At 57.4% G+C, this 12746-nt stretch carries 11 protein-coding genes; 3 read left to right on the forward strand and 8 right to left on the reverse strand.

Annotation, left to right across the window (positions count from 1 at the left end; translation table 11 throughout):
* Positions 1-37: 37 nt before the first annotated feature.
* The 3 genes from ACS3WB_RS01840 to ACS3WB_RS01850 all read right to left on the reverse strand — a co-directional run bounded on the left by ACS3WB_RS01840 (position 38) and on the right by ACS3WB_RS01850 (position 2230).
* On the reverse strand, positions 38-364 hold the full coding sequence (locus tag ACS3WB_RS01840) for a carboxymuconolactone decarboxylase family protein (RefSeq protein WP_438273854.1): 327 nt from the start codon (positions 362-364) through the stop codon (positions 38-40).
* Positions 365-456: 92 nt separating this feature from the next.
* The gene (locus ACS3WB_RS01845) at positions 457-1224 is read right to left on the reverse strand and encodes an SDR family oxidoreductase (RefSeq protein ID WP_438273855.1); all 768 of its coding nucleotides are present in this window, start codon (positions 1222-1224) and stop codon (positions 457-459) included.
* A gap of 4 nt (positions 1225-1228) precedes the next feature.
* Entirely contained in the window at positions 1229-2230 is a 1002-nt protein-coding gene (locus ACS3WB_RS01850; protein ID WP_438273856.1) for an aldo/keto reductase, read from the reverse strand.
* Between the two features lie 235 nt (positions 2231-2465).
* Here ACS3WB_RS01850 and ACS3WB_RS01855 point away from each other — a divergent pair, with 235 nt between their 5' ends.
* Genes ACS3WB_RS01855 through ACS3WB_RS01865 form a run of 3 tightly spaced genes read left to right on the forward strand, consistent with a single transcriptional unit; the run spans position 2466 to position 6927 of the window.
* Positions 2466-4013 (forward strand): SIR2 family protein, encoded by a 1548-nt coding sequence (locus tag ACS3WB_RS01855; protein ID WP_245258106.1) that lies wholly within the window; start codon positions 2466-2468, stop codon positions 4011-4013.
* A complete protein-coding gene (locus tag ACS3WB_RS01860; RefSeq protein ID WP_438273857.1) occupies positions 4010-6034 on the forward strand; it encodes an ATP-binding protein in 2025 nt (674 codons plus the stop codon). The genes ACS3WB_RS01855 and ACS3WB_RS01860 overlap by 4 nt, the downstream gene beginning before the upstream one ends.
* Entirely contained in the window at positions 6034-6927 is an 894-nt protein-coding gene (locus tag ACS3WB_RS01865; protein WP_438273858.1) for a 3'-5' exonuclease, read from the forward strand. Before ACS3WB_RS01860 ends, ACS3WB_RS01865 begins: the two co-directional genes overlap by 1 nt.
* A gap of 112 nt (positions 6928-7039) precedes the next feature.
* On the opposite strand, the gene ACS3WB_RS01870 is transcribed toward ACS3WB_RS01865, so the two are convergent.
* From ACS3WB_RS01870 to ACS3WB_RS01890, 5 genes are all read right to left on the reverse strand, one after another.
* Positions 7040-8911 carry a competence protein CoiA family protein gene (locus ACS3WB_RS01870; RefSeq protein ID WP_438273859.1) on the reverse strand — a complete coding sequence of 624 codons (1872 nt, stop codon included), beginning with the start codon at positions 8909-8911 and terminating at the stop codon, positions 7040-7042.
* A gap of 69 nt (positions 8912-8980) precedes the next feature.
* Complete coding sequence (locus ACS3WB_RS01875) at positions 8981-9754, reverse strand: HNH endonuclease signature motif containing protein (protein WP_438273860.1); 774 nt, start codon at positions 9752-9754, stop codon at positions 8981-8983.
* 461 nt (positions 9755-10215) lie between these two features.
* Positions 10216-10716: a GNAT family N-acetyltransferase gene (locus ACS3WB_RS01880; protein WP_438273861.1), complete on the reverse strand. Its 501-nt coding sequence runs from the start codon at positions 10714-10716 to the stop codon at positions 10216-10218.
* A gap of 23 nt (positions 10717-10739) precedes the next feature.
* On the reverse strand, positions 10740-11045 hold the full coding sequence (locus ACS3WB_RS01885; protein ID WP_438273862.1) for a DUF1778 domain-containing protein: 306 nt from the start codon (positions 11043-11045) through the stop codon (positions 10740-10742).
* A gap of 186 nt (positions 11046-11231) precedes the next feature.
* Positions 11232-12599 carry a tyrosine-type recombinase/integrase gene (locus tag ACS3WB_RS01890; protein ID WP_438273863.1) on the reverse strand — a complete coding sequence of 456 codons (1368 nt, stop codon included), beginning with the start codon at positions 12597-12599 and terminating at the stop codon, positions 11232-11234.
* Between the last annotated feature and the right edge of the window lie 147 nt (positions 12600-12746).

Genomic DNA, 12746 nt, shown 5'->3' on the forward strand with positions numbered 1-12746 from the left:
TGCACTCTCACTCTAACCGGGACGACGTGGTCGGTATTCAGAGGCCAGCTTCCTCAAACACCTTCTTGAGGATAGGCAGCGCCGTCATCGCGGGTGGCCATCCGGCGTAGAATGCGATCTGCGTGACAGCCTCGATAATCTCTTCCTTGGTCACGCCATTCTCGAGCGCCTTCTTGATGTGAAACGGCATCTCGTTGATCCGGTACATCGCGATCAGGCAGGTGATCGTCACCAGGCTGCGGTCACGCGGCTTCAGCGAGGGGTTTTCCCAGACGTCGCCAAACAGCACCTTGTCGGTGATCTCGGCAAGGTGTGGCGCGATGTCGCCAAAGGACTTGCGCGCGTTGGTCGGTTTAGTAGGCATCGTCTTTACTCCTACGGTTAGGGGCCATGGCATGACGGCCGCCACGGTCATCGAGATCGCGGATCGGCGCGTGAAGAGTGGCGCAAACGCCATCAGTGCGCGGTGAAACCGCCATCGACCGGCAGCGCGGCGCCGATCACGAAACTGGCCGCCGGGCTGCACAGCCAGAGCACGGCCGCGGCGATTTCCTCGGAACGTCCGAGGCGACCGATCGGCTGCTGCTTCATGATCTCGGCCATCGCATCCGATTGACCCTCCAGCATCGCCTGCACCATCGGCGTGTCGATCGTGCCGGGACAGATCGCATTGATGCGGATGCCGCGCGGCGCATATTCGACGCCCGCGCTTTTGGTCATCCCGATCACGGCATGTTTGGTCCCGTGATAGGCGGCGCGTCCGGGCAATCCGACCAAGCCCCCGAGCGACGAGCAATTGACGATCGCCCCCGAGCCCTGCGATCGCATCACTCTGAGTTCATGCTTCATGCAGGCCCACACGCCGCGCTGGTTGACGGCGGTGACGCGCTCGAAATTCGCCAGCGGCTCGTCCGCCGCGTCGGACGGGGGCACCTGGATGCCGGCATTGTTGAACGCCATGTCGAGCCGGCCATATTCGGCGACCGCCAGGTCGATCATAGCCGCCACCTGCGTTTCATCGGCGACGTCGCAGGCCGTGCCGATCGCGGCGCCGCCCGCGGCGACGATCCGCTTCGCTTCCTGCGCGGCGAGATCGCCATCGATGTCGGCCAGCACCACGGATGCGCCATTCTCGGCGAAGGCGCGCGCGGTCGCGAGCCCCATGCCCTTGGCCGCGCCGGTGACCAGCGCGACCTGATCCTTGAAAACATAGACCGGGTTCATGAGGTCAGCCCTCCCGACCGGCGGCGGCGATCTGCCGCTTCTTGCCGAACACCGGGAAGGCACCGGCCTCTCCGTAGTCGGTGCTGTTCTCCCAACCCTTGAGGGTGTCCATATCGGCATCGGAGATGACGAAGCCGATGGCGGCATTGTCGCGCATGTGCGCCGCATTGGCCGTCTTGGGTAGCGGGAGCAGGCCGAGCTGGAGGCAATAGCGGATGCAGAACTGCGCGATGCTGACCCCATAGCGCTGCGCCAGCGCGCCGAGCTTGGCGTTCCTGAGCGCGGCGCCATGGGCGACAGGGGAGTAGGCTTCGACCAACAGCCCCTTCGATCGCGAATAGTCGATCAGGTCGAACGGGGTGTTGCCGACATGGGCCAGGACCTGATTGACCATCGGCGCGACGTTGCCGTTGTCGAGCAAATTGTCGAGGTCCGCGGCCTCGAAATTCGAGACGCCGATCGCGCGGACCTTGCCGGCGGCGTAGGCTTCTTCGAGCGCGCGCCATGCTTCGAGATTGCCTTCGAAGAAATGCTCGCCTTCCCGAAACTCTGCCCAGGGCTGCGGGCTGTGAATCAGCAACAGGTCGATATGATCTAGCCCGAGCGCCCGGAGCGACTTGTCGATGCGGGCGCTTGCCGCAGCGAAGGTCTTGCACTCGGCTGCCAGCTTCGTGGTCACGAAAATCTGGTCGCGGGATACGCCGCTCGCGCGAAGCCCCGCGCCCACGCCGTGCTCGTTCTCATACGCCTGGGCGGTATCAATGTGGCGATAGCCGATCTCGATGGCTTCGCGCACGACACGTCCGGTATCGGCGTCGGGAATGCACCAGGTGCCTAGCCCCAGCTTCGGGATCTTCACCCCGTTTGCGAGAGTACGGGCGGCCAGGCGCTGCGCTTCATAATAGGCTTGGCGTTCGTGGTGCGTAATCAGGACGCGGGCGTCCTGCTGCCAGCGTTGGCGCATCCGTCGCCGGCGCTCGATCCAGTCGGTGAGGACACGGAGCATTTAGTTGCGCTTTCCGATGCGGAAAGAACCGGCAGGAAGGGCGATCATGGTTCGGGAGCCATTCCCCTTTCGACGTCCGCCTGCGCATTCTGGATGTACAGCCACCTAGCCGAGCAATTATGGCTCGGTTCTCTGAATGAAGTCCAAATTTCTGAGTTTTGGCTATAGTTTAGCAAGCGACTCGTTGGAGGGGATAGTGAACATTTATTGCAGGGGGGCAGCTCGCATCAGGCACATGGCGACTGGCGAGATCTATGAGATCGAGAGTGACGAACTGGATTGGGATGCGGTGGGCGGCGATGAACGCCAGATGGGGCCGGAAATCCACTATGAAGCGATATTAGAGCATCCCGCGTTGGGGGAGCTTAGATGGTCGCTGTGGGAATATCCCATAGGGGCTGAGAACCGTCATGAGACGAATGTGGGAGGGCATGGAGTCCTTGAAGATTTTGAATTCGGCCTTGAACATGATGAGCCTGAGCCGGACGATCAGGAGGGAAATTTGGACAAACCAGGAGGAGCGGAAGAGCCAAAGCAGACATTCCGTTTCATTCGAGGGAGCGACGCCGATAGTCGCGAATATGATTGGGTCGAAGGCGCCGATATTGTTCGTAAGGCTCTGGCGGAGTCGTTGAACGCGAAAAATGTCGCTTTCCTACTCGGAGCGGGGTGCTCGTCGCTACGTGTAAACAATGCCGAGGTTGGTATTCCAACCATGGCACCGCTTGCCGCAGAATTCACGAAAACGCGCAAAGAGGATGTTGCGGACTTTCCCACGATTGCGGAGCGTAAGGTGTTCGTCGAGCAACTCGGCATTGATATCAGCGCGAAGGAATATGCTCGTAATCTCGAACGCCTGATGGAACTGCTTCACAGCCTGCGGTTTGCGCTGGAGCGAAGCGCGCTTGAAGTATCGAAAAAGCAACTGATTGCCGTGGTGTCGGTCATAAAAAAGGTTCAGGCTTTTCTGTGGGAAAAATGCACCAAAGGGGCCTTTGCCGTCGGTGATCGCGGTGTTCTGAATCTGTATGAAACTTTTTATCGGAAACTCGTTCTGCGTGACCGTTCTCTGCCGCGGCCCTGGGTGTTCACGACCAATTATGATCTTTTCAACGAGACGGCTATGGATAGGCTTGGCCTGCCATATGCAAACGGGTTTTCCGGTGTTGTCGAACGCCGCTTCAATCCCGCGACTTTTCGGTACGCGTTAGCCGAGCAGCTCGATCTGACAAGCCGAAAATGGTCGGCAGTCGATGGGTTCGTCTATCTCTGCAAGATCCATGGTTCGATAAGTTGGACGGAGGACGATCACGGTCTCTTCCCGATTAGAGAAACAGCGGCTTCCGAAGTGCCCGGAAAGGTCATGATTTATCCAACGCCAGGGAAGCAGAATGCCAGCCTCGGATCGCCTTATGCCGACCTTTTCCGTGAATTCCAGTCGCGGGTCGTCCGGGAACAGAGCGTTCTGTTTACGATGGGGTACGCATTCGGCGATGAGCATATCAACAACATCATCTATCAGGCGCTGACGATACCCACGTTCCGACTGGTTATCTTTGTAGACCCCAATCTCGATGGCGATATCGCCAAATTGAAAGCTCTCAACGATCCCCGGATTTGGATCATAGGGGGTGAAGGCCCGGAAGCGGGACGCAAGGCGCATTACTTCGATACGATTATCGAGCAGTTCATGCCTCAGCGACCGAGTGAACGCATTGATGAGGCTGTCCGCAAGGTTCTAGATGCGATGGCTCCTTCTCAGAAGAAGGAGGAACAAGAATGAGCCGTGACGACCGAAAGCGGGCTATCGGCAAGGTCGTCTCCGTTGCGGCCGATAAATTTGTCGTCGAGATGCACGCTGGGACCGACAACTTCACGGTCGTCGGATTCGATGACGTCCACTACGTGGCTCGCCTCGGCTCCTTTTTAATGATCCCAGCGCAGACGGAGTATGTCGTCGCAGAGGTCGTCGGGCTTCGCGAGCGAGATGTCGGCAGTTCAGATCGACGCGATGGCGATATGGACAAGGCGTCATCGGCGAAATTTCTGGATGTCGTACCTGTGGGGATGCTTCCCCAAAAACTAGACGAGAAATTTCGGTTCGGTGTGTCTATATTCCCGTCGCTCTACGCCGATGCGCTCTATGCTCTGGACGCCGAACTCGATCGCGTGTTTGAGACGGACGTTCCAAGCGAGCCAGCTCCGAAGAGGGGAGGACACCCGCCTATCCCGCCGGAGGCAACTCGATTCCGCGCGTTGACAATTGGTCGGTCCGTTATTTTCGACGGCTACGATGTGAAGGTTCGAATTGATGACTTCTTCGGAGGTCATACTGCGGTCCTCGGAAATACCGGCAGCGGGAAGTCCTGCACGGTTGCATCCGTGATTCAGTCGCTGTTCGATAAACCCGACGAGCATCATGCCCGTGGTGCGACATTCGTGATATTCGACGTCAATGGAGAGTATGCTCGGGCGTTGACGCCCTTGGCGAACGGCAACGGAATCGGCGTTTCCCACGTCGTTCTCGATGGAACCGCTGCCGAAGGCCGTTTCCGGCTACCCCACTGGTTTCTTGAACAGTCGGAATGGGAGTTGCTCCTTCAGGCGAGCGAACGCACTCAGGTGCCAATCCTGCGTATGGCGTTGGGTCTATCGACGCTGTTTTCGGGAGGGAACGCACAGGAACTCAATGGTATCAAGAATCATATCTTAGCGACCTGCCTCAGTCAGATCCTGCGTGACGACTCTGGGAGTCCGTCGAAACACGATCGTATGGTGGGCCTCCTTCAGCGCTTCAATACTCAGCAAATTAATAATCCAACGATTGCACAGTTCATCAGGATTAATTTCGGCCAGATGGCCAATCCCCAAGGGCTGACAAACTACCTTCTTGGTGGAGCACAGGGAGGAGGGTTCATTATCGATGGCCTGAAGATGCCTACCTATAAGTCTCTTCCATTTGAATTTTCTGCCCTTGGCGAAGCCCTGGACCTCGCGATCCTCTATGAGGAAGCGCATGGAAACCGGCAGATACGCGACTACTGCTCCCAGATGATCACCCGATTCAAATCGCTCGAAGAGCGGGCGGAATATGCTTTCCTGCGACACGATCTACAGGGTGGTGGTCATGATCCATCCATGGGCGCCTTTCTGTCGCAACTTTTGGGTTTGGCGCAAAATGGCGCAAACTGGGTAAAGCGAAATCAGCTCATCATCATCGACATGAACTCGGTCGAAGATGAAGTCGTAGAACTCGTGGCTTCCGTTCTGGCACGGATGTCGTTTCGTCTTCTTCGCCAAGCCGATCCACGCAATCGCTTTCCTGTCCATCTGCTTCTCGAAGAGGCGCATCGCTACGTTGCATCCACCCCATCGCGCTATGCGATCGATGCGAGCCGCGTCTTCGAGCGCATTGCGAAAGAGGGCCGAAAGTACGGCCTTTTCCTCTTGGTCGCATCTCAGCGACCGAGCGAGTTATCGAAGACGGTTCTTTCGCAGTGCTCAAACTTCGTGATCCACCGAATCCAAAATCCAGATGACCTCTCACATATTCGGCAGATGACACCGTTTATCTCAGATGCCGTTCTAAAGCGACTTCCCTCATTGCCAAAGCAGCATGCTTTGGTTTTCGGGACCTCTGTCAATCTTCCGACAACATTCAAGGTCCGCGACGCTGATCCACTTCCTGCAAGCGATGACGCTAGAATCCGCGATCTTTGGTTCCACGAACAAGGGCGCGCGGCTCAGGTGCTTATTGGCGTGGCGCCTATTCAGCAGGCAGGTGCGGGAGACGTCTTCGACTAATGACCAACGCCTCAGATTTGGAAGCTTTCGCTGCGGCGCTCGAAGCCAGCTCGGACTATCGAGTTCTTAGGCGTCTTCGACCTCGCCCCACGGTTGAAGGATTCGATGTTGCTGAGACACGCACGGGCCTTATGGTCGATGTTGAGACGACAGGTCTCGATCCGGATCGGGATGAGATCATTGAACTCGCGATGGTGCCGTTCCGATACGCGCTTGATGGCACGGTTGTAGAGGTCCTGGAGCCTTTCGACCGTCTCCGTGAGCCGAGCAAACCGATTTCGTCCGAAATCACTGTGTTGACGGGGATTACGGATGCAATGGTTGCGGGAAAGTCGATTGACCCCTCGGAAGTCACGATGTTTGCTGCGCCGGCGGCTGTAGTCATAGCCCACAATGCGGCGTTCGATCGGCGCTTTCTGGAGCGCTTCAGCTCTGTGTTTTCAACCAAGCCATGGGCGTGTTCCATGTCGGAGATCGACTGGGCAGCCGAAGGGTTCGAGGGCGCGAAGCTCTCCTATCTCGCGATGGCTCTAGGCTTTTTTTACGACAGGCATCGAGCTGCGAATGACTGCTTGGCCGCCATCGAGTTGCTTGCGCGCGAGTTGCCTCGTGCACGAGCGCCAGCCTTGGCAAAGCTGCTTGAGCGCGCGCGGTTGCCAACTTGGCGGATCTGGGCTGAGAACTCACCATTTGAATTCAAAGACCTCCTAAAAGCGAGGGGATATCGTTGGAATGGCGAAGAAAACGGAAAGCCAAGATCTTGGTATGTCGATGTTTCCGACGCTGAGAAAGAAGCGGAAATCTCTTACCTTGCGCGAGAAATATACCAATATGAAGTAGACGTTCGAACAGTTCGTGTCACCGCCTATGATCGGTTTTCGAACAGAGTCTAGCTCCCTTGGCCGCCGCCGTGATTGCTGAAAAATTAGTTTTGTTGCTGAGCTTCAGTAGTATTTCTTATATGTGACCAATACCCAGATGCCGAGTTTGTGTGCTGACAGGCACTCAGAATTTAGTTGATCGAAGTAATTGCAGCGCTCTCTCTAACCCTTCCTTGCTCTGGGCGGCGACCTCGATTGGTCGTGGGGCAACGGCATCACCCAGAGATCGTAGATGAGAGTTGCCGGTTGTCAGCCAGAGATTGCGACGCTCGTTATCTCTGATCGCTGTTTCCGCGGCCGTGCGCAGCTTGCTCTTCCTCTCCTCCTGTTGAGCTACTATGCGCATTTGACGATCTTCTTCAGCTTGGCGTCGCGCCTCTATGGCTCGTTGCTCGTCGGCCGCCTTGCGAGCTAAGTCGTCTGCAATACGTTGTTGATGTCGCTCTTCTGCTTGTCGCTGTAGTTCTTCGTGTCGGCGTTTGCGCTCCGCTTCGGCTAACTCTTCGCGTCGGCGCTCTTCGTCACGTTCTTTTTGACGTTCGGTACGTTTCGAGTCCAGCAGAGCGTCCCAAGCGGCGGCGTCAGGGGCTGGCTTCGTTACCCATCGAGTCGATGCACCCCATCCTTTGCCGGGCAGGGGCAAGCGATAGCGGAAGTGCTCGTCACGACCAGGCCACGCACGGAGCACCTCGTCGTCAGAGACCAAGGGATCAGGGGCTTGCTTTCCGCACGCGGGGCACTTCTGGCCGACTCGCTTTGGTTGGAAGTATACACTTTCACCGCCGTCGCCCAATGGTCCCAAGGGAAGCCCGACCTTCCTCGATAGTGCTTCGGCTGCCGAAAGGATCGGTTCGTACCAACGCCAATCGTCGCGCACGACTTTGACGGGAAGTGTGCGCGGTCGGCGAGGATGTCCGATGAGGAGATGGGTGATCCTGAGAAAATGAGCTTTGCAGTCTGGACATTCTTCCGCGTAATGTACGAAGGCTCCTGGCACGACCTCGGTGTGTTCCTTGCCTTGCCAGGTCTTGCTACCTTCGAGGATGGGACGGAGCTGACGCGCGAGCGAGCTGGAAAGGTCGTCGGATGCGAGCTGGAAACTCGACGCTTGGTAGCCGCGAAGATGCGGAGCATTGACGCGCAACTGTAGGATGGCGCCGGCAAATTGATCTGCGCCGATCTGTTTTCCGTCAACAGGACGGAAAATCGTCGGTAAAAGCGACGGGCCTAACTCGCCGAGCAAAATCTGTTGTCGCTTGCCCTCGTGTTGCAGTTCGAAGCAAGCCGGGATGGTTCCCTGTAGATCGATTTCGTACTTCCATCCAGGAATGGTGCGGATGAGTCGAGCAAGTTCGTTTGCCATCCCCACTTGGCGCTCAACGGCGCCGAGCAGGTCCCTGACTGCCGCCCCGACACTTGCCATCTGTTCTCGGATCGAGGTTCCGAGGACGGGAGCTTGTAGGCCGTCGCCAAAATCGTTGAAGTGATTTCTCGGACCTTTCAGCCAGAATGCGGAAACCTCCGAGGCTTCGAACCTGTCGTTACGTGCCCCAGTCCGTCGTTTTGCCTGCGCCGAAAGCTGGACTTCGATTGCGATCTTGATGCTGCCGCGTATGGCTAGAACGTCGGCGCGCCAGCCGTCCCCTGAGACCTCAACCTCTGCCTGCCATTCTGCCAGAGATTGAACTGCTCTTGCCGCGGCGGCCTTCAAGGACTCATGTTCGTCAGATTCGCCACCGGCCGAGCAGCGATCGTAGCCGGACTTGTGGGCAAAATAGCGCAGATCGAGCGGACTGTGGCTGGCATAAGCTGGGGCATCGCAGCAGGACATACGGAGCCGATTTTCTGTCCCCTTTGACGCACGCTGTGCCTCTGACCAGTCCCCGTCCGAGCAGAGGATAGAAACTATTTCGCGGCCATCGAGCTTAGCCTTTAGAGGCATTACAGCTCCGCGTCGATGACTTGCCGGCGCGCGATGGTCATCGATCTTGAGCATTGTCGAATCTGGTCCGTTAACGACAGCTTGAGCCTTAGATTCTTGTGTCTAGAGATCATGTCTGAGAGCCTATCTCGTGTTGAACTCCATATAGGTGGAATAGGCGCGCATTCCCTTAGCGGCATTCGATTTGGCTATGACCGTTCGCTTAATCCGCTGTTGCAGATACTCGCAAACTGCATTGAACTTCTCGATTGGGAGTAGCCGCCAAGGGGCGCCGAAATTACTCTCAATGTTCTTGGATATTGCGCCATAGCTGAATTTCGATGCGCGCATCCGATCTGCACCGGCAAATTTATTGTATCGGTCGATTAGATATTGCACGTAGCGCGTGGTTTCCTTATCAGAGCCGATCGTTCCGGGTGGTGCATTGATGCTGAGTGAGCGACGGGTGGTGCGCACATGGACTTGGTGCGCTTGGATGGCGCCGGGACTGTTGATCGCGATATTGCCGCTGTTCTGGCTGATCGTAATCCGGTTGAGGTCGTTCAAGAGGAGCTTTGCGAATATGAGATCGGCCGGTTGCTCGGCTCGGCCGGCTGCCCTTTCGTGAATGGTCTTCATGTCTTGCAGAACATCAATCGTATAGATCTGCGGCTCCCCATCGACAACCTTATGGTGACGTCTGCACAAGAGGAGGAGGTTGCTAAAGTCATTCCGGCCTTTGTCAGATTGTGAAGGATCGTAGCGAGGGCCTCCGGGGCTGCGAGCGGCGATATGACAAATTTCGCCAGTGACGTTACCCGCGGTTTCGATGATTGACAGCGTGCATCTTGGGAATGCGCAGGTGTTTCCGGAAAGAGCGAATAATCGCTTTATGGTCTTAGCCGTCGGTTCTGCCATTGTGTTCCGTTGCCTTGCATTGACAGTTGGGCTGGAAGAGCCCGCCTGGCTCTAACGATTGACGAATCGAATTTGTGGTTCAGAAAGCAACCTAGCAACCTAAGTCCCTTGGTGTGAGTAAAGTACTCGCTCAGTGACTGAGGCAGAGCCGTCGGTGTTGTTTCTCTCGTTGAGCGTCTCAATTATTAGTGGTTAGAGCCCTGAGTTCGGCGAGGAAGATGGTGCCGGCTTCCACAGCTTGCATTGCTGGGTCCGCGTCAACATCCACGCCAACCCGTCACGGCACACCCGGCCTGCACTCTCACTCTTAGGGGGCGTTGCGGGGGTCTCCCCGCAGAAGGGGGTGTGTCGGCAACGCAGTGCCGACCAGGGGAAGGCTTTTCCCTGCAAAACCGCAAATGCGGAAGTCAGCATTTCAGAAGGCGAAACACCATCTGCGCGGCTGCTTCGAACCCTAACTCTCAAGCCTTCAGCATTTTCTCAATAACGTGCATGGGTAGCACCAGGCGCATGGAATCAGGCAGGCGCACGAAGCCGTTGCCCTCATAGAAGGCCGCGGCGCGCTCATTGATCGCGTCAACGACGAGCATCGACGAACCAACAGTCGAGGCTGACGCATACGCTCGCTGCACTGCGTCGGCGAGAAGGATTCCTCCCAGACGCTCTCCTTGCCTTGTGGCCGAAACCGCAAGACGCCCGATCAACGTGGCGCTCACCAACGGATAGCGTGGCACATATTTGCGGGCAGCGGCCGGTACGTCGCCCTGTTGCAAGCCCGTTGCGCAGAGCGTGTAATAACCAAGCACCGTCCGGTTCGTCTCGGACTCCACAAGGATGAAGACACCATTCGCCTTGCGCCGCACGTCCTGACTCGCCTGCGTCCGCAGATACCGGTCGAGGCTGTCGACGCCGCATGAAAAGCCATCGCGATCATGATCGGCGGAGAACGGCTCGATTCTCAAATCCGGTCGAGAGTCCGTCATGTTCAGGAAGGAATGCGACGCCTGTGCTCGGCGATCGCGCGCGTGAGTCTTTCGCTCGGTTCGGACGGGTTCATCAGCGCGTTGAAGAAAGCCTCGCGATCACGGTTCGAGAGCACGAGCGTCTCATGCTCGGCGATCGTCCGGCGTGCGGTATCGGCGAGCGCAGTGACACAGAAGTCGCTCACCTTGCGCTGCGACAGATGAGCTGCGCGCTCGATGAGATCCTTGGTTTCTTCATCAATCCGGAACCCGAGCCGCTCGACACGGCCGGGTACGTTCCGGTGGGATCGGGCCTGATTGTTTGACATAAGAATTCACCTGATAACAGTTTTATAGCTTAAATGTACGTCTGATTGACGAACATTGCAAGTTAAACGTGCGGCGATTCTGGTAATGCGACACGGGATGGGTCAGGTTGAGCGTGAGGCAGTTCCGTGTTCATCCCCGAAGTCACGTTGACGGGATCGGACCGGAAGCGATCGGGCGGGTCGCGCCTATGCCGCCTTCCTGACTCGTGGAACCTTTACCTCGCGCTGTTCGAAGGCCTCTCGCGCACGTGCAACCTGCCGTCGCGCGGCCCCGCGACCTAGCCAGTTGCGAAGTTCCGGTTGCGCCGTCAACGTATTTCCGAGTGCTGAAAAGATGGTGTTGCTGATCGCCTGCTGTTGGGCGCGCAGATGATCCTCCAGCAGCTTATGTCGCGTGATGTACCCTGAATTCACGCCGGGGACCGAATGGTTCATCAGCATGCGGGCGTCGAGTTCCGAGACGCCCGCAGGGGTTGCGACAGTGCGATACGTTTGGCGTAGCTCGTTGCCCCACTTCGACAGCACCGCTCGATCTTCCTTCTGCTCGACCAGATGACCATCGGCGCCATCGGCAGGAAACAGCCAGTCTTTCGCCTCATAGGGGTGCATCTGCCGGCCGAACCGAATGGAGCGCATGAGGCAATTGATCGCCTGCCGGGACAGCGGGATGTCGAAGGCGCGATCGGCGCCTCCCTTCGGGCGCGGGATGTGAAGAACCCGGCGCCGCAGATCGAGATGTTCGAGCCGAGCCTCTTTCAAGGCCGCTGGACGCGATGCCGAGAGGAGGGTGAACAGATGAAACTCGCGCCGTATCGGATTGTCGAGTGTCGCTGCCTCGACGAACCAGCCCTTCAAGTCGGCGACGCCCATCCCTGTATCCCGTCGCTTCTCGTGATTCCAATCGACGCTATCGACGGGATTGTCTGCGGGTAGTTCGCGATTGGTCTTGCGGGCATGGTTGTAGATGGCGCGGAAGGTGCGCATGCTGCCATTCGCGATGTAGGGTCCGTTCTCCTCACTGATGGCATCGTGCTTGGCGGAGACCTGACCCGGATCGTCGCCAAGTTGCTTCAGAGGCGTATCCAGCCAGTCCTTGAAAATGCGCTCGACGTGATCGCGATAGCTCTCGATTGTGCGCGCGCTCCGGTTCTTGCGCTCCATTGCGATTTTGTATCGTGCCCACGCCTCTTTGAGGGTGATTCCGACCGGGCCGGGCTTTTGCTCGTTTGCGAGGTCAGCAATCGTCGATGCCTTCGTGGCTTTCTCGTCGCTCTTGGGATGTATGCCGCGACTAATTTGGATCAGATATTCCTTGGCCACTGCACGCGCCGCACGGGTCGAGAGCTGCTCAGAATCGCCAATCGCGACGCGGATGGTGGAGGCACGTTTGCCCTGTTGGCGAAGGTCGCCCTGGACCATAAAGGTCTTCTTTCGGGCTCCGACCATCAGGAAGAAGCCCTTTTGGTCGGTATCTCGGACAATGTAGCGTCCCTTTTCGGGCAGCGGCAAACGCTCGATTGTCTTATCGTTCAAGGGGATACGCATGTCGGCCATTTGCGAGCTCCCGAGATTCTGAAACGGTTTTTGAAACGGTTTTGGCGGAATGGGGTGTCTAACGGGCTCCCTACGCCACCACAAGAGAATATGCGATAATACCTTGAATTACAAGTAAAAATATGTGCATTCGGAAAGTTAGGAGTG

The organism is Nitrobacter sp., assembly GCF_051535215.1.
In the GTDB taxonomy this organism is placed as follows: domain Bacteria; phylum Pseudomonadota; class Alphaproteobacteria; order Rhizobiales; family Xanthobacteraceae; genus Nitrobacter.

Excerpts from the sequence above, each read along its gene's own strand:
- ACS3WB_RS01840 (WP_438273854.1), bottom strand. The coding sequence starts at position 364 with ATGCCTACTAAACCGACCAACGCGCGCAAGTCCTTTGGCGACATCGCG.
- ACS3WB_RS01845 (WP_438273855.1), bottom strand. The coding sequence starts at position 1,224 with ATGAACCCGGTCTATGTTTTCAAGGATCAGGTCGCGCTGGTCACCGGC.
- ACS3WB_RS01850 (WP_438273856.1), bottom strand. The coding sequence starts at position 2,230 with ATGCTCCGTGTCCTCACCGACTGGATCGAGCGCCGGCGACGGATGCGC.
- ACS3WB_RS01855 (WP_245258106.1), top strand. The coding sequence starts at position 2,466 with ATGGCGACTGGCGAGATCTATGAGATCGAGAGTGACGAACTGGATTGG.
- ACS3WB_RS01860 (WP_438273857.1), top strand. The coding sequence starts at position 4,010 with ATGAGCCGTGACGACCGAAAGCGGGCTATCGGCAAGGTCGTCTCCGTT.
- ACS3WB_RS01865 (WP_438273858.1), top strand. The coding sequence starts at position 6,034 with ATGACCAACGCCTCAGATTTGGAAGCTTTCGCTGCGGCGCTCGAAGCC.
- ACS3WB_RS01870 (WP_438273859.1), bottom strand. The coding sequence starts at position 8,911 with ATGCTCAAGATCGATGACCATCGCGCGCCGGCAAGTCATCGACGCGGA.
- ACS3WB_RS01875 (WP_438273860.1), bottom strand. The coding sequence starts at position 9,754 with ATGGCAGAACCGACGGCTAAGACCATAAAGCGATTATTCGCTCTTTCC.
- ACS3WB_RS01885 (WP_438273862.1), bottom strand. The coding sequence starts at position 11,045 with ATGTCAAACAATCAGGCCCGATCCCACCGGAACGTACCCGGCCGTGTC.
- ACS3WB_RS01890 (WP_438273863.1), bottom strand. The coding sequence starts at position 12,599 with ATGGCCGACATGCGTATCCCCTTGAACGATAAGACAATCGAGCGTTTG.